Here is a 26,778-nt window from a genome sequence, read left to right on the forward strand (position 1 = left end):
CCATATTACTCTTCCTCATTTCATCAATTTGAGTTATCAACTATTGGAGTCTTTGTTGCCTAGCCACATTTTTTCTGAGCAATTTAGCCAGTTAATCGACAAGCTAAACGCTATGAAGTTGGCTCACGCCAAAGAACACATAGTGCAGATTTCTGTGGAAGCAAAGTCAATTCCATTACTGTCTTGGTTAGGTGCTCAAACACAGTATCCACGAATTTATTGGCATGGGCGTGATAAACAGGAAGAAGTTGCCGCTATTGGCGCCTGTAAAGACTTCAAACAAGAACAAGAAATTGATGATGAATTACTGTCATCGATTTACCAATCACAACGCGGTAAAAGCAGTAATCAAGATATTCGCTATTATGGCGGCGTCGCGTTTGATCGCACAGTAGAATGCTGGCCTGATTTTGGGCGCACACGCTTTGTGCTGCCACGTATCGAACTTCGACGTCATGGCAATATTGTCAAACTCTTGGTCAATCTTAATTTTGAAGATACAGATCAACAAACTGAATGCGATGCTGCAATAGAAGCAATAGAGCAATTAAAGCCAGCCAAACCGCTATCACCACCTAATAAACTACCATTGATGGGCCGTAGCGACTTACCTAATTATCAGCGTTGGAAAGAGCTGGTTGAACAGGTCACTCAACCAAAGTTCAATCAAACCACACCTAAAGTAGTGCTGTCTCGTCAAACTCAACTTGAAATTAATGATGTTGTCGACCCTTGGATGGTGCTGGCATGTTGGCAAGGCAGAAACCCAAATAGTTTCCAATTTGGCTTTCAGTTCAGCCCAGACAGAACCTTTATATCATGCTCGCCTGAGCGCTTATATTTGCGTAGACAAAAAGAATTGTTTACTGAAGCATTAGCTGGGACGACTGTGCGTGGGCTCAATCAGGAAGAAGATGAATTTTTAGCTAAACAGCTTTTAGAAGACTCAAAAAACAGCCATGAAAACCAATTGGTTAGACAAGAGATTGTTGATGTACTCACCCCTCTAAGCAATTATGTTGGTGCTGATGAATCAGCTAAAATCTTTAAACTCACCCATATTCAGCATTTACACCGCTCAATTCGCGCAGAGTTAAAAGCTGGCGTTAATGACTTTCAGTTACTTCAAGGCTTACACCCAACACCTGCGGTTGGCGGTTTACCAAAAGAATCGGCACTCAGTTTTATCCGCCAACGTGAAGGATATAATCGCGGTTGGTATGCCGGCGCTTGTGGTTATTTGAACAAATATGAAAGTGAATTTTCGGTTGCTATTCGCAGCGCCTTAATCGAACCGGGACGAATTAACTTGTTTGCAGGTGCTGGTATTGTTGCTGGTTCTGATCCACTTGCCGAATGGCAAGAGCTCGAAAATAAACTCACCACTATTTTATCCATATTGGTCGAGCTATAACGCTCTGCTAACTTAAGCCACTTTAACTTTAGCTACTTTAACTTTAGCTACTTAACTAGTGCTTAGGTTTAGCTGACTAAACACCAAAAAACACAATTGATAGTTGCATCTTAATTTTTGCTCTCTATAATGCGTCCTCCTTGGCGTAGCTGACGATTTTTAATCCAATTTGGATAAAGAGCAAAACGTTCGCGATAATCAATCAAATAACACTGCCAACCTCATTCAAATACGGGTTCCCTCACCCCGTCTAACCCAATAAAAAGGCTACAACATGTTAAAACTAACGCAGGCGCAATGTCGTCGAGCACTGATGTTTCTTGTCAGTTTTCATATCATTATTATTTGTGCCAGTAACTACTTGGTACAACTCCCTTTTCAGATATTTGGCTATCACACCACTTGGGGTGCTTTCAGCTTTCCGTTTGTATATTTAGCCACCGACTTAACGGTCAGAATATTTGGTCAAAAAGCAGCTCGAAGTATTATTTTTAAAGCTATGCTGCCAGCGCTTGTGATTTCCTATGTTATGGGGGTTATTTTCCATAATGGCGCTTTTCAAGGTACAGATTCATTAGCTCAATGGAACCAGTTTGTATTTCGTATCGCCTTCGCCAGCTTTGTCGCTTACTTAGTCGGTCAGTTAATGGATATCACTGTATTTGCCAAAATGCGTAAAGCAAAAGCATGGTGGATTGCCCCTGCGGCATCAACCTTATTTGGCAACCTCGTTGATACTATTGTCTTCTTCAGTGTGGCTTTCTATGCCTCTACAGATACCTTTATGGCTCAACACTGGCCTGAAATTGCCATGGTGGATTATGCATTTAAACTTATTGTCAGTTTAGGCTTGTTCCTGCCTGCTTACGGTGTATTGCTCAAAGTGCTCAGCGAAAAGCTGATTACTACCAGCGCAAACACGGAAGAGAATAACGGCGATAAACCAGCTATAACCTAGCTATATCGACACTATTTATCGCCTTCGTCTTGCTTAAGCTCAAAATGATTGGCGATAATTTGATCGATACTGCACTTTTTAATCACTACCACCACCCAACTGGTACGATGAGATATAATGCTTAGGTGTTTTTTACCGATTAAATTATCCATGCTAGATAGTTCAGAAAAGTTCTACTGTAAGCATGATAAGTTTATCGGCCTTGCGGAAGATTAAATGTTAAATATCCAAATCGAAGCTCATACAGAGCTGACAGCTGAGCTAGCTGAAAAAATTGCCTTATTAACCGCTCAAATTAGTGAATTAGATCGTGCTCAAACGATTGAATCTATTCAGCAAAGACTGAGTAACAAGACCAGCTTAATTTTACTGACTTATGTTGAAGGTGAGCTGGCTGGTTTTAAATTGGGGTACCAAATTGAAGCGCATTGCTTCTACAGTTGGTTAGGTGGTGTAGTGGCTGATTTCAGAAATATTGGTCTAGCAAAATCTATGCTTGAATACCAAGAGAAATGGGCTGCAGCACAGGGGTTTAGTCGTCTAGAAGTGAAAACCCGTAATCAATATAAAGCGATGCTGAATATGTTAGTGGCGAATCAATATCAGATCACACAGGTTGAAAGCCACAGCAATATTGCTAAAAATAAATTACATTTACAAAAGTCGCTTTAAATCATTAATTTAACGACTTTTATAAAATGAAAAATGAAGAGTGTTTTCAATTACGGTGCTTTTTTATAACAAAATTGAAAAATATTGAGCAATTAACTTGCAAACGCAAATGATAATGATTACTATTTGATTGCGTTCCAAAACTCAGTAATGTTAATAGCTTCATCTCCTATTAAACACGCTGAATTAGCACATCATTGCTCATACACTCTTTAAACGCCAGGCTCATCACCTGGCTTTTTTTCGCCTAAAATTTAGTGATTTAAAAACCTCTACTCGTGCCTTGTAGTCAGCTTTTAATTTCTGATTATTTCTTTTCTTATTATCGTTCAGTGAATAGCGCAGATTAAGCTCTTTCGTTAAACGCCCTCTCGTTATCTATTTCCCTTATCGGCTTTCCATTAATGAGCATGCAAACACCCACATTTGATCCCCTTGGATACGACATATATACAACTTATGTAACAGTTTGTTTTTGAATGGAAAAACTAAAAATAAGACTAAAAATCAATACAGCAGAGACTAAAAAGGTTGTAAAGAGAATGTAAAGTAGGTAATTAATTTGAATAAATGATTGCAAACGATAATGATAATGATTATTGTTTATGTGCGTTCCAAAGCTCAGTTAAGATAATAGCTTCATCTCCTATTACCCCTACTGAGTATGCAAGCACGACATTGCTCACACACTCTTTGTGGCCGGGTTCATCACCCGGCTTTTTTTTGCCTATAATTCGTGTTACGCCTTAGCTGTACCACATTTGTCACATCACACTTGCCACATAACATTTGTCGCATAAGATTAAATGACTCCCATAAATTAGCCATTCGTGTCATCTACCGCACCAAAATGTAAGCCATCATAAGGATTATCCGCTTGCTCTTCTTTGGCTTTATTATAAATACCAATAGAGAAAACAGTGCCCTTTCCTAATGTCGATTTAACTTCAATGGTGCCGCCAATGCGCTTAATAATACCGTAGCTCAACGATAGGCCTAAACCTGTTCCATCCTTGCGGGTGGTGTAAAATGGATCGAAGATTCGACTTAAGCGCTCTGGTGCAATCCCCACACCTTCATCTTCTACTTCTACTTTTACGCCCACCACGTTTCCATTTTCTCTCCAGTCATCAGCTCTAATCCAGATCTTGCCTTTACTCTCAATTGCATGAGCAGCATTGACCACTAAATTAATCAACACCTGAATAACCTGAGGGCGGTTAACTTGGACCTCTGCGGTTGTATTGACTTGCTGAATCAGTTCTACTTTTTGCTTTTCAATCGAATGTCGAACCAGAACTAACACTTCTTCAATCACTGACTGTACTTGATGCATCTCTAGTGGGGCATTAAATTCACCAGGACGGCTGTATTGCAACAAACTGCGAATAATCGTGCTTATCCTGCCAACCTGTTGGATCACTAACTCAATTTCTTCTTCGACCACATTTGCATTGGGGCCGAGTTCGTATTTCATCAACTCCATGTTACCCAAAATCACTGCCGTCGGATTATTAATCTCATGGGCAATACCAGCAGTTAACTCACCTAATGCTGTCAGCTTTTCATTGGTGACTAACTGTTGGCGAGTTTCATTGAGTAAGGCCACATTGCGTTGTAACTCTTCAGTTTTGTCTTGCAAGCTGCGAGTTCGTTCTTCTACTTTGACTTCAAGCTGCTCAGCAGCAGACTGTATCTGTAAGTTACGGCGCTGCAGTAAATCCAACATATGATCAAATTGTTCAGCAAGATTGGATAGCTCATTATCCCTATCTAATCCAAGCTCACCAATCCGCAAATCTCGGCCTGATTGCACCGCTTTTACCACATGGTGAATACGTTCGATTGGTTCAAGTAAGCTGTTTGCCCCTCGATACACCAGAAAGCCAGACACCAAGAGCACTAACATTAATATGGTGCCCAGTTCGATGATGTTTAAGATATAGGTGTGAATGAATGGCGCTTCAGAAAAGCCGGTGTAAATCATACCTATTCGTTTTCCACGAACATCTTCTAACGGTGAGTAACCAGAAATAAACCAATCATTCAATACGAAAGCACGATCAACCCATGGCGTGCCGTCAACCAACACCTTTTGACGAACTTCTTCGGATACTAATGTGCCTAACGCCCGTGATTGGAGATCTTTATTCGGAGAGAACATGTCCATAGGCACATTGGTACTAATCCGTGCGTTATCTAAAAAGATAGTCACGGTACCTATTGAGCGCTCAGGTAATGTACCTTTGTCGTAAACAAGATCCCGAATGTGGTCGACAATAACCGTATCTCGATTGAACAATGTTGCCCCATCCAGATACCAGCTTACTTGACCTGATTCATCAGCAATCGGCAGCAGTGTCCGGCTTAACATGCCCCGAGTTTCAGCAATCTTTGTAGGCTCTTCTGCACGCATAGTTGCAGACAATGGCACCCTTGCGAGTTTAGCTAAACTCGGATCTAACCTGTCTAATCGTTTAGCAGATAACACCATTAAACCTGATAAGGCTTTGTTTTCAACTCTAGGCAACATCTGACGTAAATCTGGATCGGCATTAGCTTCTTCGAGCCTGATTAATCGTAAGACATCTAACTGAAGAATATCTTTTTGCTGTTTGAGGTAACGATTGAGCGCGGCTAACTCACTTTGATTCCCTTTATCGACTTCTAGGAATGCATTTTGAAAATCCCAAGACTTACTAACATTAAGTAGTTGAATCTCTTGTTGCTTTTGAACCTGTTCTAAGGTGTTAGTTGCCACAGTTAAATCAGCTTTTACTTTCATAAACAGCTGCTTACCTGTGTAACTGATATTCCAGTAAATAGTGATGAAAACTAAACTGATCAAGGTAAGTAAAATCGGTAACAGAGTTAATATCAGGATGCGATAACGCACCTTGGCCTGCATTTGCTGCCAACTGACTCCAAAAAACTGACTAAAAACAGACACGATTTAGTCTTCCTTATCCGATTCGACTTCAAACCATTCTTTATATTTACGATCCAGTGTTTTACGCGAAACACCTAAATCTCTTGCTGCTGCAGACTTATTACCGCTATTAGCATCAACAACGCTCATGACATGTTGCTTTTCAACTTCCTTTAACGGCCAGCTCAACGGGTAGCCTGCTTGCGTTACCACTTCTGCTTGTTCATTTTTCTTCCAGTATTCTGCCGGTGGCTTACCCAATAAAATGCAGCGTTCAATCATATTACGCAGTTCACGGATATTACCTGGCCACTCATGTTGCTGCAGTACCTGCAAATCTTCATGACTCCATACGACTTCTTTAACTCCAAGCTCACGAGCAAGCTGCCAGGTAAAGTGATGGGTTAACTCAATCACATCTTCAGGGCGAGTACGCAGCGGTGGAATTAAAATATTTAAGACATTCAAACGATAGTACAAGTCACTACGGAAATTCCCTTCGGCAACTTCCTCAGACAAAGTACGGTTGGTTGCAGCTAATACCCTGACATCAATAGCGACTTCTTTCTCACTACCTACTGGTCTAATCGCTTTTTGCTCAAGTACTCGCAATAACGCAGTTTGCATTTTCATTGGCATCTCGCCAATTTCATCTAAAAAGATGGTGCCACCAGTCGCGAAATGAAATAACCCTTCTCGATTACCTTTTGCACCTGTAAATGCCCCTGCAGTATGCCCAAACAGTTCACTGCCTAATAGCTCTGGCGCTATGGCGCCGCAGTTGACTGGCACAAAAGGACCTGTACGACCACTCAGTTGATGTAATTGTCTTGCAACTAATTCTTTACCTGTACCTGATTCGCCTTCAATCAAAACGACTGCATTGGTTGGCGCTACGCGCTCAATAACCTGTTTAACTTCAACCATTGCATCACTGTTACCAATCATGGTGGTTGAATGGCCACTGGATAGCTCTCGGCGCAACATAAAGTTTTCACGCTTAAGTAAGCGTCTTTCAATACAGCGGTCCACCGATGTCATCATTTGCTCTAAATGAAATGGTTTCATGATGAAATCAGATGCGCCAGCTCGTAAGGCTTTAATCGCCACATCCATATCGGCATAGCCAGTCATAAAGATGATATCTGAGCGGCGTTCTTTTTCGTTTAAGGCTTCATGCCATTCTATGCCCGAACGATCAGGTAGACGGATATCGACAATCAGTAAGTCAAAATGGCCGCGGCTACGAAGCTTTTCAGCTTCTTCAATCGTTGAAGCCGTTTCGACTAACGCAAATTTCTTTGATAATGCCTTTCTAAGGAAGCTACGCATCCCTGGTTCATCATCAACAATCAAAACCGAAACTGCTGTCGGTAGTGGTTTTGAATTTGATTCATTATTGTTCATATGGCTTCTACTTTGGACATTTTGACTAGATTTAACATTATCGTACCATTAAAAATCTAGCTGTGGGTCAGTTTGCCCTACAGAATTAGACCCGTGGGACAATTTGTCTGTTAAACCTCAATTGAATGCGAGAGTTAGATCACACTTTTTAATTTTGTCGTGATCAACATTTTTCTGACTCACTCTGGCATAGTAATTGCCTTTGCATTTAACTGTTTTGGGCAACAACGCCCTCGTTTTCGAAATACATTAATTGGCACGGCTTGGTGTCAATGCAATTCAGTATTTTCAAGGAGCTAGAATGTTTAATTTTAAGTCAAGTTTAACCGCTTTAATCGGTATGGCATTACTGAGTAGCACAATGGTAAGTGATACCGTTGAAGCAAACGAAGTCATCAAATTAGCCACGACCACCAGCACGGATAACTCAGGACTTTTACGCGCTATTTTGCCGACTTTTGAAGCGGAATCTGGTTACAAAGTTCAAGTGATTGCAACGGGTACAGGTAAGGCATTAAAACTTGCACGTCAAGGAGACGTAGACGTAGTCATGACTCACGCTCCAGCAGCTGAGGCAAAATTTATTAATGAAGGTTACGGTACGACGCCTCGTGGCATCATGGAAAATGACTTTGTGGTTTTAGGCCCGAAGAACGATCCAGCGAAAATGGCAGGCAGTACAGACGTTGTTGAAGCCTTCAAAAAAGTCGCTAAAACTGAGAATACTTTCATTTCTCGTGGTGATAATTCTGGCACCAACATGAAAGAGCTCGCAATTTGGAATGAAGCTTCTGTAACACCTGACTTTTCAGGCTATACTTCTATTGGTCAGGGTATGGGTAAGACTCTACTGATGGCAAATGAAAAACAAGCATACACCCTTACCGATCGTGGTACGTTTGTTGCTTATAAATCTAAATTAGATTTAACGATTACTTTCGAAGGTGGCGACGCATTAGCCAATCCTTATCAGATCATGTTAATTAATGCAGACAAATATCCTGATTTAAATCATCAAGGAGCGAAAGCATTGAGCGATTGGTTTATTAGCCCTAAAGCTCAGCAGATGATTAATGACTTTAAAGTTCAGGGAGAACAATTGTTTAAGGCAACATATAAGTAATGAATGAAGGCTGGTTAGCCCTAATGCAGCAAGCTTTTAGCTTGCTGCTTTCTTTAGATCCAGACGTATGGTCTATCATAAGTGTTTCTTTTTCGGTTTCTTTTGCGGCATTAATCATCACATTAATACCGTCGATAGTGCTTGGTTTTTTCCTAGCCTCTTATCAATTCCCAGGACGCTGGTTTGTCACTAATATCGTCCAAACACTTCAATCTATTCCTACTGTTGTTATCGGTTTGCTGGCTTACCTGCTGCTTACCCGAAATGGACCTTTAGGGGATTTACGCTGGCTGTTCACGCAAGAAGGTATGATCCTCGGGCAAATGATGATTTGCGCGCCAGTCTTAATCGCTTTATCCCAAGCCGCGTTTAGCAGTATTGATAAACGTGCTTATGAAACATCTCGTACGTTAGGCGCTTCATGGCAACGCGCTATTTGGACTGTTTGTCGTGAATTACGCGTGCCATTATTATTGGCAGTGATTGCAGCCTTTAGCCGTATTCTTACCGAAGTGGGTTGTTCGATGATGGTCGGCGGTAACATTCTGCATCACACTCGAAATATTCCTACGGCCATTGCCCTTGAAACCAGTAAAGGTGATTTTGCTCAAGCGATTGCTTTAGGCCTTGTGCTGTTAATTTTAGCCATTGTGATTAACTTCGCTATCGGCTCTTTGCGTGGTAAAGCCATGCCTAGGAGTCAATAATGACTGCTAAGCTCACTGCACAAAATGTCAGTATCAACTTTAAAGAGCGTAAGTTGTTTGAGTTCGATAATTTATCATTCTGCGAAGGGGATGTTATCTATCTTCAAGGTGATAACGGCTCAGGTAAGTCGACGTTAATGAAACTGATTGCAGGTATTATTAAGCCCAATTCAGGTGACGTTATCGCTACCGGTTTTGCGCCTAAAAAGTGGTGGCAATCTAATTCATTACTTGGCAAAGCTGTTTATTTACATCAACATGCATACCTGTTTGACGGCTCGGTTGAATACAACTTGCGTTACGCCTTACCAAAAACTCGTTTTAGCCCTCAAGAGTTACAAGCAAGAGTCGCTCAAGCGATTGAAAGTGCACAACTTGGCTCATTACTAAAAAGTGATGCCACGGACTTATCTGGTGGTGAGAGACAGCGCCTCGCCATTGCAAGAGCATGGATAACTCAACCCAAGTTATTGATGCTTGATGAACCGATTTCTAACATGGATAAGCAGTCACAAAAACTAGTTTTAGCCATGATTAATATTTTAAAACAAGAAGGTACTGGGCTGCTGATCAGTAGCCATCAAACCTGTGGTTTAACAGCTTTATGCCAAAAGCATTGGCATATCTCAGAGCAAAAAGTTGTTGAAAGTAGCCATATACCTAGCTTTGAACAATCTCAGGAGTTTCACTATGTCAGTGCAAATTGATGCGGTGATTTTAGCTGGCGGTATGGCCCGAAGAATGGGCGGTATCGACAAAGGTTTGGTTGAGCTTAGCGGCAAACCAATGATTAGCCACACCATTGAGCGTGTTAAACCACAAGTTGATCGTATTATGATTAACGCTAACCGCAATCAAGAGCAATATGCCGCTCTGGGTTTTGATGTGCTCAGCGATAAAGAAACAGGCTATTTAGGTCCTTTAGCTGGTATGGTCACTGCAATGGACAACACTCAAGCAGAGTTATTGTTGGTTGTGCCTTGTGATAGTCCAATGTTACCAAAGGATTTATGTGAACGTATGTATGCATCGCTTGTAGAAGCCGATGCCGATATCGTAGTTGCCAGCGACGGTGAATATCAACAACCTGTGGTCATGTTGCTTAAGCCGCATTTGAAAACATCAATGCAGGCATTTCTAGATGCTGGCGACCGTAAAATTTTCCTTTGGTATGAACAACACAAATATGTGGTCACAAGCTTTGCTGACCAACCCAATGCATTTGTTAATGTGAATACACTTGAACAAAAACTTGTCATCGAAAATGGCAAATAATCTGTGGCAACACAGTGATAAGCCAACAATGAGGTCTTTATGAGTATACCGTTTACCAATCCGCTAAGTATTCCAGTTCTCGGATTTTGTGCCTATAGTGGCACCGGTAAAACCACCTTATTAAAACAGTTAATTCCAGAGCTTAACCGCCGTGGCGTTCGTTTAGCTGTGATTAAACATGCTCACCACAACTTCGATGTTGATATCCCAGGTAAAGACAGCTACGAAATGCGCAAAGCTGGCGCTAAGCAGATGCTAGTCGCTTCACATGTACGATGGGCACTCATGACAGAAGATGCCGTAGAAGGCGATCCTGAACTGCCGCATTTACTCGCGCAAATCGAAGCCGATAAAGTGGATATCGTCTTGGTTGAAGGGTTTAAAAAACTTGAGTTGCCGAAGATTGAATTACACCGAGCGGCACATGGAAAACCACTTATCCACACTCACGATGACAACATTGTTGCCATTGCCTGTTGTGATGAAACTGACACCCCAGCGGAACTAACGCGTTTAGACTTAAATAATGTCGGTCAAATTGCAGACTTTGTTATTGAATACCAAACCAATTGGCAAGCTCCAGCGCTTGAGTTACCTATTCCGACGACAGCAACAGCTGTCACTGATGAGCAAAAGTTCTTATCTGTTGCTCAAGGTTTAGAGCAGTTGATGACAATGGTTAAACCGCTGGCAGACAGCGAACAAGTCACCATTGATGATGCCGCGAACCGGGTTTTAGCAACAGATGCTATTTCACCTGTGAATGTGCCACAGCAAACTAACTCAGCAATGGACGGCTATGCTTTTGCTTATAGCCAAGATAACAGTCCTAGCAATCCTGTTTCGCCACTTAAATTAATGGGCGAAGTCCTCGCTGGGCATGAATATCCTGGCACATTAGCTGCTGGCGAAGCAGTACGTATCATGACTGGCGCAACAGTGCCTAATGGTGCTGATACTGTTGAAGCACGTGAATTAGTGATCGAACAAGATGGCCATGTGCAATTACAAGGCAAAGTTGAAGCCGGTCAACATGTTCGCTTAGCGGGCGAAGATATTGCTAAAGACGCATTAGCCTTAGCAAAAGGTCATCGTTTGCAAGCTGCCGAACAAGGTTTATTAGCGTCACTGGGTTTAGCTAAAGCTGATGTCGTGAAGCAACCTGTTATCGCAGTATTCTCAACTGGCGATGAAGTCAGCCAACCAGGTGAGCCACTCAAAGCTAACTGCATTTACGACTCAAACCGTTACACCATCAAATCTATGGCGCAAAAACTGGGCTGTAAGGTTATCGATTTAGGCATCATTGAAGATAGTGAAGATGCGTTAACGAGTGCTCTGCAACAGGCCAGTGTTGATGCTGATATCGTGATCAGTTCTGGCGGCGTTTCTGTTGGTAATGCTGATTACATCAAAACCGTATTAGCTAAAATCGGCGCGATTAACTTTTGGCGTATCAATATGCGTCCAGGGCGACCTCTTGCATTTGGGACGGTGAACGACAGCTTATTCTTTGGCTTACCAGGTAACCCAGTTGCGGTAATGGTGTCATTTTTACAGTTCGTGCAACCAGCTATTCGCAAATTAGCGGGCGAAACCGACTATACACCACAGTATTTGCCTGCAATTACCGATAGTATGTTGCGCAGTAGAACAGGACGAACAGAATTTGTTCGTGGCCAGTATCATTTAAGCAATGATGGACGATTACATGTAGCCACTACTGGGGCACAAGGTTCAGGGATGTTGAACTCGATGGTAAAAGCAAATTGTCTGATTGTTATCGGTGAAGCCGAAGACTCAGTCATGCCAGGCCAACAAGTCTACATTCAGCCGTTCGCTGAACTGTTATAACTAACCATAAGATGTGCTAATTCATGAGTTTAATCGTCGACAAGTTTAATCGAAAAGTAGAATACTTACGTTTATCGGTCACTGACCGTTGTGATTTTCGCTGTGTATATTGCATGAGTGAAGATCCAAGCTTTTTACCCAAAGACCACGTACTAAGTCTTGAAGAACTCGCATGGATAGCACAAGCTTTTACTGAGTTAGGCGTGAAGAAAATTCGCCTAACAGGTGGTGAGCCATTAGTCAGAACTGACTGTGACAAGTTAATTGATTTGCTAGGTAAATTACCTGGCTTAGATGACTTATCGATGACCACCAATGGCTCTCGATTAAGTAAGCTTGCTCAGCCTATGCATGATGCAGGTTTGAAACGTCTGAACATCAGTTTAGACACTTTAAATCCTGAGTTATTCACTGAAATGACCCGCAACGGTAAAGTTGATCGCGTTATTGCAGGTATTGATGCCGCAAAAGCGGCTGGATTTAAACACATCAAAATCAACGCTGTTATTTTACGCGGTAAGAACGATCATGAAGTGATCGATTTAATTGATTTTTGTCGTGAACGAGAACTCGATATTGCCTTCATTGAGGAAATGCCATTAGGTGTTATTGATGAGCGTAAACGCAGTCGTCACTGCTCAAGCGAAGAAGTTAGAGGCATTATTGAAGATACTTATCCACTGATACCTTCAAGTAAACGCACTGGTGGCCCAGCTCGCTACTTTAAGATGGCAGACAGTGATATTCACATTGGCTTTATTTCTCCACACAGCAATAACTTCTGTCACGAATGTAATCGTGTCCGTGTCACCGTAGAAGGTCGTTTGCTGTTATGTTTAGGTAATGAAAATTCTGTCGACCTTAAGGCTATCGTACGTGAATTCCCTGGTGATATTGGCAAGCTGAAAGAGGCTATCATGGACGGTATTCAGCATAAGCCTAAAGAGCATTATTTTGGCACAGATGATGATGTGCAAATCCTACGCTTTATGAATTCCACAGGCGGCTAACCGTTCTAGTCATTCATATTAAAGGTGATGTTATCGATACATCACCTTTTTTATTGCTTTAACTTCCCACGCAACTTGTCTTTTAAACCTCTCCTATGGGATAACTTTTTGCTATCGTGTTTTTGATATACACTGTGGCTAACAATCACTTACGCATTCACTTATGGCTTTATCTCGAAAGAAGTGGAATAACATTCTCATCATTGCCTGTGTATTTATGGTCGCAGTGTTAACCTTTATCGACTCCAAAACCAATAAAATGCCCGATGATGCTCATGCGCTTTTTGATGACAGTAATCAATTGACCCAATTACAGTTAAATGGTGTTTGGCTCAATAAATCGAATGGTATTTGGCGTTGTGCAGACAGTGTATTGAATTGCCAATCGCTAGCGACAGCCTGGGAAGCATTAATGGTTTCGCCAGTTCAAATGACGGCAGGTGAGATCCAATCATTGCCAGCCTACGTAACACTATCCATCGCAATAAATCACCAACAGCAAGCTCAGCATTGGCAGTATTACCCTCAAGCAGGTTATTTACAGTCAAGATCACAAAATTGGTACCAAATACCACCGAGTCTACGTAGCGAGCTAGAACCAGTGATTTCAAGCCAATAACTGATTTTCAATTCACGAGAAGCTCAACATCGTGAACCTCATAATACATAGCTAACAGACACTTAAACGGACTCATATGCCTGAATTACCAGAAGTTGAAGTAACCAAGCAGGGGATCTCACCGCACCTTGTCAACCAAACCGTGAGCGACCTCATTGTCAGAAATGCTTCCTTACGTTGGCCTGTGCCAGAGATATGTAAAAACATTATTGGCCAAACCATCAAACAAGTCCGCCGTCGCGCCAAATACTTGCTTATTGATACCGATGCTGGCGTCACCATCGTCCACTTAGGCATGTCTGGCAGCTTGCGGATATTACCCGCACACACTCCTGTAGAGAAACATGATCATATTGATCTGGTATTAGAAAACGGACGAGTGCTGCGATATAACGACCCGAGGAGGTTCGGAGCTTGGTTGTGGTATGAGCTACCAGAAGAGGCCCACCCATTACTGGCTAAACTTGGCCCAGAGCCCTTAAGTGATGCTTTTAACCCTCTGCAGTTACAAGCAGCATTAGCGAATAAGAAAAAAGCCATCAAGCTTTGCTTAATGGATAATCACATTGTCGTCGGTGCAGGAAACATATATGCAAACGAAGCGTTATTTGCTGCAGGTATTCACCCACAAGCCGCAGCGGGGAGTATTGATATTGAAAGGCTAACGATACTAGTCACTGAGGTGAAACAAATCCTCGCCCACGCTATCAAACAAGGTGGCACCACACTAAAAGACTTCACCAATGCTGATGGTAAGCCAGGATATTTTGCTCAAAAGCTTCATGTTTATGGGCGAGGCGGAGAAAGTTGTACTGAATGTGGTAATTTACTCAGTGAAATTAAACTTGGCCAACGCACCACAGTTTTTTGTGGGCTTTGCCAAACACACTAAGCCATATTTGGCAGGAGCCTCTACTGTCTGCAAAAGCTTACCTGATAAATTTTTGCGAACAGAAACAGTTATTAAAAGGCCTCAAATAGCATTTGAGGCTTTTTAATTTTAGAACTTATATTCGTATCGAGTGAATAATGTTCCATCGGTTTCACTGTCTTCAACTTCAAACTCAGACTGCGAAATAGTCCCACCTAAAGTCATCATGCCGCTTAAGAGTGGTAATCGATATGAAAACTCCAGCATCAGCAAGTCCTCTTTAGGCGGCTGAGGCGCCCAACCATGTGTCGGACTTTCGCCATCTTTATTGAGCTGGGCATACCTTAAAATTGAAGTAAACGCGTGGCTATTCTTAAACTGTCCCACCAAACCTAATGCATAAACCTGTGCATCACTGTCATAGGTGCTGCCAAATGCTCTGCCATGATAACGAGAGCCACTTTTATAAGTGCTATGTTCATAAAAACAGTTAAATTTAGTCGGGTCGTCACCACAAAAAACCATGGTATCTGTGTATTCGAAAAACAATTTATACTGTTGAGAATCAAAGCTAAAACGAGTGTCTACGCCGTACATTTTCCCGCAATCAACTATTTCCCAAGGCTGACCTTTTGAATCTTCACAGGTTCGCTCTAAAAATATACCAACCGGTACATCCCAAAATGTTTCTGAGTAACGAACATCAAAGCCTGCCATCTGGTTGCCGTAATTTGAACAACCGTCACCAGTATCGTTGCGGCAATCACGCTGTCCTGTGATTGACTTCCAAGCCGAGTCAAAATCACACTCTTGACCTTCACCACAAAATTGAGTGGTCCAAGAAAGACCTATTTCAAGCTGTCGCAACGGTTTAATAGAAGCGCGCAAGTTCCACAACAAAGCATGAGGAGCATAGCGTTCTTCCTCCATCATGCTAATACCACCAGTAAGCGTCCACGTACCTAGCCAAGATAACCAGGGCGTCTCAAATGCTTCTGCATTATTTCTGGCAAACATCAAAGACGGCATTGGGCGAGCATTGTTAGATTTGTGCAGCGCAGAATCAAACCCTGGCCCCCACCATTGCTCAATCGTGCCGGCAGTGACAATCCAGTTTCCAAGCACAACGGCCATATACGAGTCATCTAACCGAAATTCTTTATCATCTTCGGGATCGTAATTAGCAGATGCTGAGACCTTATAAGCAAACCGCTCTCCCAGATACTCATAAGATGCGCTTAACTCACCTTTCTCACGATATTCAGAACCAAAATGCTGAAAGCGAGCCTCATCAGTCGCCGCTGTAGCTGAAATACTGGTGTTACCTCGGTTCTCTACTGCATTTTGGTAATAAAAGTTAACCCGTGCAAATGCATCAATTAAAGCTGGCGACATTATTGAAGGTTCAGCTTTTTTTAAATCATTACCAATACCAGACCACATCAATGGAAAGGTGTTAATAGGCACAGTAATCACACCTGCATCTGCAAGTGCTTGAATGTCAGCTCGTAAATAAATATCTGAAGTATCGACCCATGGCGCAGCCATCACAGACGTGTTTAAGCAAAGCCCTAAGCCAAGCCCAGCTATGCCAAGCCCTAAAATACGTTTTCTAGGAAAGGAACATTTTTGAAATAACGACTGTGATAGTTTCATTTTTCGCTTAATCGGTGAAGGAAATGAGTAACGTAGTGAAAAATCCATTTCAATTTACGTGTTACGACTTAGTGAGTGCGATTTTTTGTAAAAGTGACTTCGCAACATCATGATGTACAAACTGACTGACATCTCCACCGTGCAAAGCCACCTCTTTCACTAAAGTTGATGAAATAAATGAATTTTCTTCCGCTGGGGTTAAAAATACACTTTCTAAATCAGGGCTTAATCGACGGTTCATATTCGCTAATTGAAATTCATATTCAAAATCTGACACTGCTCTTAATCCGCGCACTAGGACACTGGCATTCTGCTCTTTGGCAAAATCGACCAATAAGCCTGTAAAGCCAACCACTTCAACATTGTCTAAATGCGCTGTCACTAATTTAACCTGTTCAACACGCTCTTCGAGGGTAAACATGGGTTTTTTAGAAGGGTTTGATGCAATACCAATAATCACGTGACGGAAAAGTCTAGCAGCACGCTCAATCAAGTCTGCATGGCCATTAGTAACAGGATCAAAAGTGCCTGGATATATCGCTCGTCTATGCATGTAAAAGTCATTAATAAGAGTAATTATCGACAGTTTATCAGCATCAAATACACGCATCAAAGTTTGATTTAGAATCTAGATGCTTATTTCAAGTTTTAAACTTTTACTCTATTTATTTCTATTATCAAAATAATGAAATAAAACTCAAAAATATAAGAATAAAACCCAAATAATATGCCAGTAATGATCAATTAGCATCACAGGCCGAAGCCCTTTAGGAGTCTATAGAAAGTTATTTATTACAAACAATACGACCAAACGAAGTCATCATCGCTGATGGCGGCTCAAAAGAGGAAACTCTGGCACTGATAGCTTCATATCCAAAAAAGTCAGGTTTAAAACAAATACAATGCTGGCAGGAAATTTAGGTTTCAGAGTGGCTAAGAGCCCAAATAATGTAACCGAAGCAACAAGATCTGAATATATAACCTGTATAGAAAGTGATAGAGTTTTCATCCACAGTTATTGAAGAACATCTTAAAAATACAAAACCTCAAAAAGAGTGAGGCTCTCTTCTACATTCAGTAAATAGGCAATCTCAGAGATCAGCCAACTTACCAGAGGCTCAATATTAATAGATCCGCAAATTGGCTACAAACTCTGCTCTCCACTCAGTAGATTGCTAAGTAAAGTAAACAGAAAGGCAGTGAACGTTGTAAGTGGCAACTTTAGTTTTTGGCGTGAGTTCAATGGTTGTGTTTTTGTTGGGGAAGATAAAGAGTTTTGTACTCGCCTAATAAATCATGGAGTATCAAAGAAAATGCTTAAATACTCAACTAATTGCTACCACTTGTATCCCTTGAGGAATCAAGAACTATGGAGACGGTTACTCAGAAGCTATATATTAATGTAATTTCAAATAAACTAACGTACTACCAGAGTGGCATTAATAAAACCTAAGCAATTACAGAAGAGAAGATAGTTTAGGTATTTTATTTTTATTCCATCTCACATTTTTTTCAAAACAAATTTTTTGCCAGATACGCTTAAGTGGATGTTTTTGAACGGTATGACGATTACCTAAGTTGCAGATTTCACTTTCAAAATCAGCTTCCAAAACCGGGAATGGCCTAACCACGTAGCAAGTTAATGCTTTTTCGTACCAAAACTGTATATCTATATCAATCGGCCTAGTGATCGGTGTGGCGGTAGCTAGCAACTTTTTAGCACCAGAAATCGATACAAACTGTCCACGAGTAGATGAAGGCAACTTTAAGCAAGTCGATAATGAGAATTTCTCTGTCAACTTCATCGTATCAATAACCGATTTTTGCTTACGTCCATGGCATAGCTTAATGTAATCCCAAGAGGAAGATAGCTCACTAATACTGTTAATTAATGAAAGTAACTCTTCATGCAATACCGAATCATCTTCTAAAATTAACGCAAAATCTAATTCTTGCTCAACCATCATGTTCCAGCTATTAATATGGCTCAAGTAACAACCAATCTCACCCACATTTAGTACTTTATCGTATTTCGCTAAATTATCTGATTCGTTAAACACAGCTTGAACTTCGGCTTCACTCAAATCTTTACCGTAAACAGCAGGTACTCTCTCATACTCAATATTGAGTTGCTCGAGTTGCTGATGCATAAAAGCCATTCGTTCAGTGCTTTTATCAAGATTTATAACAAACACTTTAAACTGCATAATGTTTTTTGTACCTTCCCAAGGCCACTCTCTCTTTTCGCTACATCGATTAACTCAGTGGTTAACTGTTGCAGTTTCGTTTAAATTATAATCCATTCGTTTATGGCTTTGGTTGACAGTCATAAGCGCAATATCGACTTCAATAGACCTTCGATAATAAGAATAACAAAGGTTGAAATTAGTAAACTTATTAATATCAGTTACTTATTAATCATCACTCACATCTTTATCGGAAATTAACCATAACCCCCCACAATAACCCTTTGTTTTAAAATTGTTTTATATTCTTTATAACTTAGCTTAATTGTATACAATGTTTGTAAACTCGAAGCATTTGTTAGATCTAAACAAATTTTAAATACGACTCAAATAAAAGCACTGTGTGCACGTTAAAGGAGCCTATGATATATGAAAGAATCAAAATAAAAAGACCACAATGATAAAAGGTAGACTCCACTTCAACTCATAAATTAAAAAACATATTCGATATATCCGAAATCACGCCTTTACCTAGTGAGATAAAATAGAAGTTTAAAGCTAACAATATGTATTTGAAGCAGAGGTCATTAATATTATACTTACCGTATTAACCTACCAAATCTAAATGACTTTAATCATACACAACAACCTGCGCTAAAGGCTTAAATGAAAAAAATCCTTGTAATTCGACATGATAAAATTGGTGACTTCGTTTTAACCTGGCCAGCGTTATACCTGCTTAAAACAGCCTATCCAGAAGCTGAAATAGATGTATTTATAGCCCCAATAATGAAAGAGTTTGCTCTGCGTTGTCCTTATATTGACAACATCATCATTGATAATGGCGATGATGATGCAATTAGTACTGAAATTCATAAAAATAATTATGATGCAGCTATAGTAGCCTTATCAAGATATCGCATCTACAAAATTCTTAAGCCTTGTAATATACCTTATATGCTTGTTCCTAAAGTTGGTTGGTATCAATACTTCTACACCTATCGAGTCGATCACTCCTTCGATAGAGCAAAGCCAATGAGAAGGGCCAGCTGTAAGCTCGTTGATCACTTTTTAACAACTCATAATGTCAATATACCGGAACTTCCCAAAAAGCTTTGGAATATAGACTCAGAAAAAGACAAATGGCGTAAATATTATCATCAGCAAGGAAATGAAAAGCTTATTTTTGTTCATGCTGGTACGGGGGGCTCATCTGGGGCTGTGGCTGAAAATGATTTAGCCACGCTAGTTCAAGCAATAAACGCTAAAACCAAAGTGGATTGTCGTTTCATTTTAACGTTTGGAAAAAATGAGATTGTGATTGCAGAGCGCATAATGTCAACTTTATCAAACACTGAAATAAAGATTGAATTAGCAACACCCTTGGATAATCTTGCAGACTTTGCAGAATCGATTGTAGCAGCAGATATATTTATTGCCGGCTCTACAGGTCCAATTCATATAGCAGGGCTCCATAACGTTCCAACTGTAGGTTTTTATGCAGGTAGGCGCTCTGCACCACACATTAGATGGCAAACATTAACAGAAGAAAGTAAGCGTTTGCACTTTATGCCTCCAATTGGCAGAAAGACAGGTAGAGATATGTCGTTAATCAATTTCAAACAAGCCGCTGAAGATATTTCAAGCTTACTAGATAGACTTTACATTAAAAATTAATAGCATACATATAAAAAGAGCTACTTTAAAAGTAGCTCTTTTTACGTTATTTAGGCGTAATGTTAAGCTTTTGCTTTAACACTGTAGAGCTCACATTAGGTGTATAGTCAAAATATTCCATCTCGCAAGACACTTTCGGATACTTTCCCTTCCAATCAGAGCCAACAGAAATCGCATCTATTTGATACTGTTCCACAACAGCTTGCTTATCTTTATCGATTTGAGGAATAACCTCATCAACAAATCGATTTGATTCTAGAATCGAAATTCTTTCTTCAAAAGGGATAATTGGCGGGCGGCCTTTTGACTTAATAATCAACTCATCGGTAGAAACACCAACAATTAAATAATCACACAGAGCTTTGGTCTTTTTAAGAATATTCAAATGACCTTGATGGAAAATATCAAAACAACCTGATGTATACATTCTGCGATATTTTTTAGTTGAGCTAGTCAGTGTTGTAACATTAGCGGCAAAATCACTTTTTAACGTCTTCAATAGTTCAGCTTGATAAACGTCATCGAGTGCTAACGCATCACTTAAATTCGGAGGCTTTGGCCACTCTTTATCTTCAAAAAGTTGACCACAAAACTCTATAGGAAATTCATAGCGAGGAATTATATGAAAATGAACCGCGGGATCAACCATCATTAACATTAGGTAGTTGATTTTACTATAATCAAATCGCTTCTTGAGCACAGTTTCAATATCAGCAAAAATAATAGCCTGCTCAGCTGCTGCCTCAGTAGAAATATCAGAATACTGATGAACACTTTCTTTGCACACCAATACCATTGAACCTAATGTCGGTTGATCTGGTCTGAGTAACAAGTGCCAATGCTGATAGCTTTTTATTAAGCTTGCAGGGTAATCGAAAGTTCTCAGGGTAGATTGAGGCATAGTTAACGTATCTTGTAAAAATGAGAAGGTTATTTTAATTGAAATACAGTTAACCGTCTATAAAGACCCCATTAACTCACGCATTCAGCTAGCTTTTGTAATTTAATTATTTCAATCAAGCTTAAATGGTAAAAGCTTAATGTTTAAGTTTACTTTCTCCCATGTTTAGCGCCCAAACTAGACTTCGAGTAGATAAGATTAATTTACAGATAATTTTCTGATTATATGGTTTCAGTCGCTATGCCTATTCTTTCACTTTCACAAATATTGTTACATAATGAGTCTTTGTTAAAGAGATAACACTACAGATGCTAAGGCGTCATTGTGATCACATCCTCATTAATTATTTCTGTTTTAAAACAAAATAACAGAACAACATCTAACTTAAATGGCCACAGAGCCGTCCATTATTAAAATAATAATTTTAAAGAGAATGCTATGTTAATCGTGTTTGACACATTGAATGTATATTATTTACCTCAATACGTTCCAATCATCGAACAACTTAAGAAACGAAACCATCAGGTTAAGCTAGTTTGCTATAGCAATAAAAACGATCAACAAGCGTTCTCAAACACCATAGAAAATCTACATGTAGAATGTATCTGGGTTAAAGATAAGCATGAAGCAAAGCAGACTTACTTATCTCTCAAGCCTGAGTGGATCTTTTTTGGAAATGAATCAGACTTTCTAGATGAAGTTCATCAACATTCTAAAACAGCACAATTAGGCCATGGCGTTGGCCCTAAACCCAGCTATTACCATAAGTCAAAAACCCCAATGACAGTGCGTTTTATTGAAGGTGCACTGAGATTATCTAAGATTAAAGAATATTACCCAAAAGACAAATTTGTCCAAGTCGGTTTTTCAAAGTTAGACCCTATGTTCAATCAAACAGAACCAGGGTTTGATTTAGCCAAACTAGGTTTGGATCCTAATAAAAAAACCATTTTGTATGCGCCTACCTTTAATCCAAGTTCGTTAGAATGCTTTCCTGATAACTGGCCAACTGATTTCAAGGAATACAATATTCTCATTAAGCCACACTCTTTAACCCAGGTCAGAGAGCAATACAAAAAACAAAGAGATAAATTGGCGAAATGGTCAAAATACAGCAATGTCTATGTCGCCAAGGAGCAAGATATTTCTTTGCTGCCTTTCATGAAAAATGCCGACATTTTGTTAAGCGAAGCATCAAGTACCTTGTTTGAGTTCGCCGCATTAAATAAACCAGTGATCGTTTGTAACTTCTTCAAGTTGAAATGGTCATATCGCGGGATTTTCAAATTCCGATTCAATAACCGTTTTGGTAAGGATAATGTTTTATATTCAGAAATCGGCTTTCACGTAAATGATTACGCTTCATTACTTGATGCAATCCCTCAGCAATTGAGTCAACCAGAAGAGTTTAAAGAAAACCGTCTAAAATACACTTCAGACCATTTAGGCCCGACCGATGGCTTAGCATCAAGTAGAATTGTCGATTATTTAGAGCTTAACGCCTAAATTATTTATATTGAGTAATAATAAATTGAAGTGACAATAAATTTAGCTTCAATTTATCACTATTTCGATTATACGATTTTATTCATTTTACTTTCAGGTTATGCTTTATTATGACTTTTAAAGCATTAAACCTACTTATGCCCATCATCTCTTCTGAACAGTTATCAAATAGCAAACGCTTGCTATTTATATCACCTTTTGCATTAGGTGATTTTCTCTATTTTAAAACTTTTCTTATTGCTCTTAAGCATCAACACCCGCATATCGAAATTGATATCTGGTTAGATGACAATCGCTGCAATACCGATGCATGGCGGCTATCTAGAAGTAAGATTTTACAGCAGTGGATGCAAGCAGAAGGTACGTTTAATCAAAGCTACGGTTGCACAGACTCTACAATTGCAAGAGATAGCCAAATAGAACAAGCCAATCAAAGAAACTACGACATCATTGTTTGTCATTCTCCAGGCAGTAAAGCAAATCAATTTTCTGATATTGCCAGAAAAATATCGCCCAAAGCCTTTATCGTATCCAGTGTTTCCAAAGCTCCGTATAGAGGATTACTTAACTTCGTGTTATTTCGAAATAGCGATAAAGTGTATCAGCTCGATACGGACTCATTGCCGACGAATCATCACATTACAGATCGCTTTATGAAGGTAATGAATAGTATTTTTGATTTGCAACTTTCAAAAGAGCAAATGATGCCAAATTTAGTCGTCCCTGACCAAACGACAACGGACTCAAAAGAGTGGCTAGCAGACAAGTTTCCAACGACAAATGGTAAACTTTTCTTTTTGAACCACCTATCAACAAATACTAAAAAAGACTGGCAATTAACTCAGCTATTCTCTTTGATAAGTTCGCTCGAGCAAACTGACAACGGTCATCGATACATCATCAATGTGACACCAGAAAATTTCGAAGAAGTGAAAACTGCAGCTCACACATTTTCCCAAGAGAATAATATCCAGTTGGTAGTGTTTACTGTTGATAAGCATTTCTTTGAATTACCTTCATTGATTGCATTATCTGATTTTGTGATAACAGTCGATACCGCAATACTGCACTTTGCATTTGCAGCTAAGCGCCCACTTTTAGCCATGATGCGTCAGAAAAAACCTTATTGGGCACCACCTGAAAGCGCGACATCTCATGTTATGTACGCCACCGAAGGCAAAGGTCATGTTTCAGATATTAGTGTAGACACTGTATTTAATAAGTATTTGAACATGAGTTCGCATGCATAAAATTAATTCAAGAATAAAGGCTTTATAAAAATGAAAAGGGCAATATTTACTTTAGCCATTGGTGATAATCCAATGTATAAGGCAGCGATTACTAGCTTTGAAGAATATGGTAAGAAAGTTGGTGCTGATGTAATTGTATCTAAAGAACTTCATTATCATCTGCATGTAAATAACAAGAAGTATGACGCTAGCCCTGCTTGGTCTGAAAAATTATATATAGCAGAACTGTTAAAAACTTATGACCGTGTTCTTTATTTAGACGCAGACATATTAGTCAGTCCATTTGCTGAAAATATTTTTGAAGAGTGCCCTGAGCTAGACACTGTTTACATGTTCAATGAGGGGAAATACAAAGATCGCTCCCCTCACGCTCAACGCATTAATGAAGTACTCGGAGAGGCGCATTGGCCAGAAGAAAATGGCAAAATGGTGTACTTCAATTCAGGGATGATCTTATTATCCAAAGAAACAGGTCTGTTCGATAATGCTAGCGCTGATGAGATGCAAAAAATTTGCAATGAAGTGAAGTTTTATGATCAAACTTATATTAATTATCTTATTCGCAGAGACAAAATTAATTGCGTTAGCGTAGATAAACGCTTTAATCGCATGCCTCTTTTAGGACTAGAAGATTATCAATCAGCAAGCTTTATTCATTATGCAGGTCGAGGGTACAGAGAAAAAGTCCCTATGCGCGATTTAAAGTTCATTATTGATTATTGTGACATTTTTAAAGACCAACTATCAGACGCTCAAATATTAGACTACAAAAAGCAAGCATGGCATTGGTATATGTTGAAGCAACAACGTAAAACTAAATTACCTATTCCATTATTAAGTGCCGTATTTGGTCTCTTCCATCCACAGCACAAATATTAACAATAGCCCGCAATCGCGGGCTATTTTTTTATCACGTCATCAAATGCAGCGATAACATCTTCAATCTCAATCAAGGCCATTAACTCCTTCCCTTTAGCACGCTTTCCCCATGGAATAACTTGATTGGGAAACTGCTGCACAATCACTGAGTCATAAACACTAACCACATGCTCCTGTGACAAATAAGGGCCGGTTCTACCTGGGTTTGAATGCGCATATAAGCCAATGACAGGCGTCCCTTGTGTAACTGCCATATGCGCTGGACCTGTATCGGGCGCAATGACTACTGCTGCATTTTTCAATACTGATAATAGCTGTGTTAAAGAGGTTTTAGTCACCATATTCTCAATTGACTGAGTAGCAAAACCAGTAATAGCACTCGCTAGTTCAACTTCCAGTTGGCTCGGTCCACCACAAATTAGTACACGATATCCTTGTGATACAGCGTAATCTGCCACTGCAGCATATCTTTCTGGTAACCAGTTACGTTCGGCCTTGCTTGCAGCTGGGCATACAATTAACACTTTTTCGCCAGGCTTAATCACTTCATTCGCAAATGCACTATCCGCTTCAGTGACAGGGATATTCCAGCGTGGAGTTAAGTCATTAACGCCAATAGCTTTAGCAAACCCCATAAAACCATCTAACACATGAGGTGTTGCTAATGGCTCAACTGCGTGATTTGTCACTAACCATTGGCCTTCTTTAGCGCGAGCTTTATCGAAACCAACCCTAACCTTTGCAGAGATCATTAGCGATGCGATTGTTGCTCTGAGTGCGACTTGCATGTGCAATAACACATCAAATTTCTGAGCGGCTAAATCTTTACGTAACTTAGGGTAACTACGCCAGCCCTGCGACTTATCAAAAATGACAAACGTGACGCCTGGCAAATGCTTAAGCAGTTGATATTCAATCTTACCAATCACCCAAGTGATCTGCAGATGAGGATATTGCTTCTGAATCGCTTGCACCATCGCCACAGCATGGCACACGTCACCAATTGCCGACAAACGTAGTAAACATAAGGATTTCATAGATGCAAAGTCTGCTTTCATGAGTGCATTTAACCTGAGTAAGTACAAGAGTTCGATCTTAATGTAGAATACGCTTTATAGCCACCGACAAATCAAAGCTTTGTAATCCACTTATGCAAATAAAATCAACAAACAATGGTGTTATCGCTTGGTGCGATGAAATTGCTCAAACACTAACTCCTGACCATTTTCGTCCAGAATATTGGCAGCCCAATGATGCGATAATTGGCCAATCAAAAGGCCGTTATACAACTTGGTTTGTTGAATACCAAACTCAACAATGGGTTTTACGCCATTATTGGCGTGGCGGCTTAATAGAAAAATTCAGCAAAGATGCCTATATATTTACAGGTATGAAGCGTACTCGAGCAATTGCTGAATTAGCCATTTTAGAGACGCTTTTTCAAGAAGGGTTCCCAGTCCCAAGACCGATTGCTGCCAATGTTGAGCGTTTTGGTATTTGGTATCGAGCAGACTTATTTATTGAGCTAGTCAAAGGTGCTGATGACTTAGTCGCATTCTTGTCAAAATCCACATTAACGGATGAGCAATGGCAACAACTTGGGCAAACCATTGCAAAATTTCATGCTCGGGGTGTGTATCATGCCGATTTAAATGCTAAAAATATCTTATTTGCTGATGATCAGTTTTACCTTATCGACTTTGACCGAGGCGAACTAAAACCCCCTAATACAAAATGGCAGCAAGCAAATATAAGTCGTTTATTACGTTCATTTAATAAAGAAAAAGCTAAACTTGCCAGCCTTAACTTTAGTGACAATAATTGGCAAAGCCTACTCGCGGGCTATCAGCAAATGATCGATCTCTCTTAAGTAGGTCAATACTT

At 40.0% G+C, this 26,778-nt stretch carries 24 protein-coding genes; 16 read left to right on the plus strand and 8 right to left on the minus strand.

The window, feature by feature from the left end; all coding sequences use genetic code 11:
* Positions 1–55 precede the first annotated feature (55 nt).
* The gene (locus tag AB4153_RS07640) at positions 56–1,414 is read left to right on the plus strand and encodes an isochorismate synthase MenF (protein WP_371996931.1); all 1,359 of its coding nucleotides are present in this window, start codon (positions 56–58) and stop codon (positions 1,412–1,414) included.
* A gap of 274 nt (positions 1,415–1,688) precedes the next feature.
* Positions 1,689–2,372, plus strand: a complete 684-nt coding sequence (locus AB4153_RS07645) for a 7-cyano-7-deazaguanine/7-aminomethyl-7-deazaguanine transporter (RefSeq protein WP_102527009.1) — start codon at positions 1,689–1,691, stop codon at positions 2,370–2,372.
* Positions 2,373–2,383: 11 nt separating this feature from the next.
* On the opposite strand, the gene AB4153_RS07650 is transcribed toward AB4153_RS07645, so the two are convergent.
* Entirely contained in the window at positions 2,384–2,524 is a 141-nt protein-coding gene (locus AB4153_RS07650; protein WP_371996933.1) for a hypothetical protein, read from the minus strand.
* A gap of 64 nt (positions 2,525–2,588) precedes the next feature.
* Here AB4153_RS07650 and AB4153_RS07655 point away from each other — a divergent pair, with 64 nt between their 5' ends.
* Entirely contained in the window at positions 2,589–3,044 is a 456-nt protein-coding gene (locus AB4153_RS07655; protein WP_371996935.1) for a GNAT family N-acetyltransferase, read from the plus strand.
* Between the two features lie 820 nt (positions 3,045–3,864).
* On the opposite strand, the gene AB4153_RS07660 is transcribed toward AB4153_RS07655, so the two are convergent.
* Positions 3,865–5,994: a cache domain-containing protein gene (locus AB4153_RS07660; RefSeq protein WP_371996937.1), complete on the minus strand. Its 2,130-nt coding sequence runs from the start codon at positions 5,992–5,994 to the stop codon at positions 3,865–3,867.
* A gap of 3 nt (positions 5,995–5,997) precedes the next feature.
* A complete protein-coding gene (locus AB4153_RS07665) occupies positions 5,998–7,380 on the minus strand; it encodes a sigma-54-dependent transcriptional regulator (RefSeq protein ID WP_371996939.1) in 1,383 nt (460 codons plus the stop codon).
* A gap of 301 nt (positions 7,381–7,681) precedes the next feature.
* Here AB4153_RS07665 and AB4153_RS07670 point away from each other — a divergent pair, with 301 nt between their 5' ends.
* From AB4153_RS07670 to mutM, 8 genes are all read left to right on the plus strand, one after another.
* Positions 7,682–8,503 carry a substrate-binding domain-containing protein gene (locus AB4153_RS07670; RefSeq protein WP_371996941.1) on the plus strand — a complete coding sequence of 274 codons (822 nt, stop codon included), beginning with the start codon at positions 7,682–7,684 and terminating at the stop codon, positions 8,501–8,503.
* The gene (locus AB4153_RS07675; protein ID WP_102527014.1) at positions 8,503–9,210 is read left to right on the plus strand and encodes an ABC transporter permease; all 708 of its coding nucleotides are present in this window, start codon (positions 8,503–8,505) and stop codon (positions 9,208–9,210) included. The genes AB4153_RS07670 and AB4153_RS07675 overlap by 1 nt, the downstream gene beginning before the upstream one ends.
* On the plus strand, positions 9,207–9,917 hold the full coding sequence (locus AB4153_RS07680) for an ATP-binding cassette domain-containing protein (protein ID WP_229370601.1): 711 nt from the start codon (positions 9,207–9,209) through the stop codon (positions 9,915–9,917). The genes AB4153_RS07675 and AB4153_RS07680 overlap by 4 nt, the downstream gene beginning before the upstream one ends.
* Positions 9,901–10,485, plus strand: coding sequence for a molybdenum cofactor guanylyltransferase MobA (gene mobA / locus AB4153_RS07685; RefSeq protein ID WP_303516334.1), 585 nt, complete (start codon positions 9,901–9,903; stop codon positions 10,483–10,485). The genes AB4153_RS07680 and mobA overlap by 17 nt, the downstream gene beginning before the upstream one ends.
* Positions 10,486–10,524: 39 nt before the next feature.
* The gene (locus tag AB4153_RS07690) at positions 10,525–12,339 is read left to right on the plus strand and encodes a bifunctional molybdopterin-guanine dinucleotide biosynthesis adaptor protein MobB/molybdopterin molybdotransferase MoeA (protein WP_371996942.1); all 1,815 of its coding nucleotides are present in this window, start codon (positions 10,525–10,527) and stop codon (positions 12,337–12,339) included.
* A gap of 23 nt (positions 12,340–12,362) precedes the next feature.
* A complete protein-coding gene (moaA, locus tag AB4153_RS07695) occupies positions 12,363–13,349 on the plus strand; it encodes a GTP 3',8-cyclase MoaA (RefSeq protein ID WP_102527018.1) in 987 nt (328 codons plus the stop codon).
* Positions 13,350–13,512: 163 nt separating this feature from the next.
* Complete coding sequence (locus AB4153_RS07700) at positions 13,513–13,968, plus strand: hypothetical protein (protein ID WP_371996943.1); 456 nt, start codon at positions 13,513–13,515, stop codon at positions 13,966–13,968.
* Between the two features lie 76 nt (positions 13,969–14,044).
* Positions 14,045–14,860, plus strand: coding sequence for a bifunctional DNA-formamidopyrimidine glycosylase/DNA-(apurinic or apyrimidinic site) lyase (gene mutM / locus AB4153_RS07705; RefSeq protein ID WP_303516328.1), 816 nt, complete (start codon positions 14,045–14,047; stop codon positions 14,858–14,860).
* A 108-nt stretch (positions 14,861–14,968) separates the two neighbouring features.
* Here the strand turns inward: mutM and AB4153_RS07710 are convergent, their stop codons facing one another.
* The 3 genes from AB4153_RS07710 to AB4153_RS07720 all read right to left on the minus strand — a co-directional run bounded on the left by AB4153_RS07710 (position 14,969) and on the right by AB4153_RS07720 (position 18,702).
* Positions 14,969–16,387, minus strand: coding sequence for a capsule assembly Wzi family protein (locus AB4153_RS07710; RefSeq protein ID WP_303516509.1), 1,419 nt, complete (start codon positions 16,385–16,387; stop codon positions 14,969–14,971).
* Positions 16,388–16,556: 169 nt separating this feature from the next.
* Positions 16,557–17,048, minus strand: a complete 492-nt coding sequence (gene coaD, locus AB4153_RS07715) for a pantetheine-phosphate adenylyltransferase (protein ID WP_303516325.1) — start codon at positions 17,046–17,048, stop codon at positions 16,557–16,559.
* A 904-nt stretch (positions 17,049–17,952) separates the two neighbouring features.
* Positions 17,953–18,702 (minus strand): glycosyltransferase family 25 protein, encoded by a 750-nt coding sequence (locus AB4153_RS07720; protein WP_303516323.1) that lies wholly within the window; start codon positions 18,700–18,702, stop codon positions 17,953–17,955.
* A gap of 645 nt (positions 18,703–19,347) precedes the next feature.
* Between AB4153_RS07720 and AB4153_RS07725 the strand changes: the two genes are divergently transcribed.
* The gene (locus AB4153_RS07725) at positions 19,348–20,358 is read left to right on the plus strand and encodes a glycosyltransferase family 9 protein (protein WP_303516321.1); all 1,011 of its coding nucleotides are present in this window, start codon (positions 19,348–19,350) and stop codon (positions 20,356–20,358) included.
* A 46-nt stretch (positions 20,359–20,404) separates the two neighbouring features.
* On the opposite strand, the gene AB4153_RS07730 is transcribed toward AB4153_RS07725, so the two are convergent.
* Complete coding sequence (locus AB4153_RS07730) at positions 20,405–21,259, minus strand: adenylyltransferase/cytidyltransferase family protein (RefSeq protein ID WP_371996944.1); 855 nt, start codon at positions 21,257–21,259, stop codon at positions 20,405–20,407.
* 438 nt (positions 21,260–21,697) lie between these two features.
* On the opposite strand from AB4153_RS07730, the gene AB4153_RS07735 reads away from it, so the two are divergent.
* The 3 genes from AB4153_RS07735 to AB4153_RS07745 all read left to right on the plus strand — a co-directional run bounded on the left by AB4153_RS07735 (position 21,698) and on the right by AB4153_RS07745 (position 24,894).
* Positions 21,698–22,765 carry a CDP-glycerol glycerophosphotransferase family protein gene (locus AB4153_RS07735; protein ID WP_303516317.1) on the plus strand — a complete coding sequence of 356 codons (1,068 nt, stop codon included), beginning with the start codon at positions 21,698–21,700 and terminating at the stop codon, positions 22,763–22,765.
* A 110-nt stretch (positions 22,766–22,875) separates the two neighbouring features.
* Positions 22,876–24,015, plus strand: coding sequence for a glycosyltransferase family 9 protein (locus AB4153_RS07740; RefSeq protein WP_303516315.1), 1,140 nt, complete (start codon positions 22,876–22,878; stop codon positions 24,013–24,015).
* 30 nt (positions 24,016–24,045) lie between these two features.
* Complete coding sequence (locus AB4153_RS07745; protein WP_303516313.1) at positions 24,046–24,894, plus strand: glycosyltransferase; 849 nt, start codon at positions 24,046–24,048, stop codon at positions 24,892–24,894.
* Positions 24,895–24,914: 20 nt separating this feature from the next.
* On the opposite strand, the gene AB4153_RS07750 is transcribed toward AB4153_RS07745, so the two are convergent.
* A complete protein-coding gene (locus tag AB4153_RS07750; RefSeq protein ID WP_303516312.1) occupies positions 24,915–25,952 on the minus strand; it encodes a glycosyltransferase family 9 protein in 1,038 nt (345 codons plus the stop codon).
* Between the two features lie 92 nt (positions 25,953–26,044).
* Between AB4153_RS07750 and AB4153_RS07755 the strand changes: the two genes are divergently transcribed.
* On the plus strand, positions 26,045–26,764 hold the full coding sequence (locus AB4153_RS07755; RefSeq protein ID WP_371996945.1) for a 3-deoxy-D-manno-octulosonic acid kinase: 720 nt from the start codon (positions 26,045–26,047) through the stop codon (positions 26,762–26,764).
* Positions 26,765–26,778: the final 14 nt, after the last annotated feature.

Source organism: Shewanella sp. 10N.286.52.E4, from assembly GCF_041468785.1.
Taxonomy (GTDB): Bacteria; Pseudomonadota; Gammaproteobacteria; order Enterobacterales; family Shewanellaceae; genus Shewanella; species Shewanella electrodiphila.

What these genes read in the sequence shown, in the direction of transcription:
- AB4153_RS07645 (WP_102527009.1), top strand. Translation starts at nt 1,689, where the DNA reads ATGTTAAAACTAACGCAGGCGCAATGTCGTCGAGCACTGATGTTTCTT.
- AB4153_RS07650 (WP_371996933.1), bottom strand. Translation starts at nt 2,524, where the DNA reads ATGGATAATTTAATCGGTAAAAAACACCTAAGCATTATATCTCATCGT.
- AB4153_RS07655 (WP_371996935.1), top strand. Translation starts at nt 2,589, where the DNA reads ATGTTAAATATCCAAATCGAAGCTCATACAGAGCTGACAGCTGAGCTA.
- AB4153_RS07665 (WP_371996939.1), bottom strand. Translation starts at nt 7,380, where the DNA reads ATGAACAATAATGAATCAAATTCAAAACCACTACCGACAGCAGTTTCG.
- AB4153_RS07670 (WP_371996941.1), top strand. Translation starts at nt 7,682, where the DNA reads ATGTTTAATTTTAAGTCAAGTTTAACCGCTTTAATCGGTATGGCATTA.
- AB4153_RS07675 (WP_102527014.1), top strand. Translation starts at nt 8,503, where the DNA reads ATGAATGAAGGCTGGTTAGCCCTAATGCAGCAAGCTTTTAGCTTGCTG.
- mobA (WP_303516334.1), top strand. Translation starts at nt 9,901, where the DNA reads ATGTCAGTGCAAATTGATGCGGTGATTTTAGCTGGCGGTATGGCCCGA.
- AB4153_RS07690 (WP_371996942.1), top strand. Translation starts at nt 10,525, where the DNA reads ATGAGTATACCGTTTACCAATCCGCTAAGTATTCCAGTTCTCGGATTT.
- moaA (WP_102527018.1), top strand. Translation starts at nt 12,363, where the DNA reads ATGAGTTTAATCGTCGACAAGTTTAATCGAAAAGTAGAATACTTACGT.
- AB4153_RS07700 (WP_371996943.1), top strand. Translation starts at nt 13,513, where the DNA reads ATGGCTTTATCTCGAAAGAAGTGGAATAACATTCTCATCATTGCCTGT.
- mutM (WP_303516328.1), top strand. Translation starts at nt 14,045, where the DNA reads ATGCCTGAATTACCAGAAGTTGAAGTAACCAAGCAGGGGATCTCACCG.
- AB4153_RS07710 (WP_303516509.1), bottom strand. Translation starts at nt 16,387, where the DNA reads ATGGCTGCGCCATGGGTCGATACTTCAGATATTTATTTACGAGCTGAC.
- coaD (WP_303516325.1), bottom strand. Translation starts at nt 17,048, where the DNA reads ATGCATAGACGAGCGATATATCCAGGCACTTTTGATCCTGTTACTAAT.
- AB4153_RS07720 (WP_303516323.1), bottom strand. Translation starts at nt 18,702, where the DNA reads ATGCAGTTTAAAGTGTTTGTTATAAATCTTGATAAAAGCACTGAACGA.
- AB4153_RS07725 (WP_303516321.1), top strand. Translation starts at nt 19,348, where the DNA reads ATGAAAAAAATCCTTGTAATTCGACATGATAAAATTGGTGACTTCGTT.
- AB4153_RS07730 (WP_371996944.1), bottom strand. Translation starts at nt 21,259, where the DNA reads ATGCCTCAATCTACCCTGAGAACTTTCGATTACCCTGCAAGCTTAATA.
- AB4153_RS07735 (WP_303516317.1), top strand. Translation starts at nt 21,698, where the DNA reads ATGTTAATCGTGTTTGACACATTGAATGTATATTATTTACCTCAATAC.
- AB4153_RS07740 (WP_303516315.1), top strand. Translation starts at nt 22,876, where the DNA reads ATGACTTTTAAAGCATTAAACCTACTTATGCCCATCATCTCTTCTGAA.
- AB4153_RS07745 (WP_303516313.1), top strand. Translation starts at nt 24,046, where the DNA reads ATGAAAAGGGCAATATTTACTTTAGCCATTGGTGATAATCCAATGTAT.
- AB4153_RS07750 (WP_303516312.1), bottom strand. Translation starts at nt 25,952, where the DNA reads ATGAAAGCAGACTTTGCATCTATGAAATCCTTATGTTTACTACGTTTG.
- AB4153_RS07755 (WP_371996945.1), top strand. Translation starts at nt 26,045, where the DNA reads ATGCAAATAAAATCAACAAACAATGGTGTTATCGCTTGGTGCGATGAA.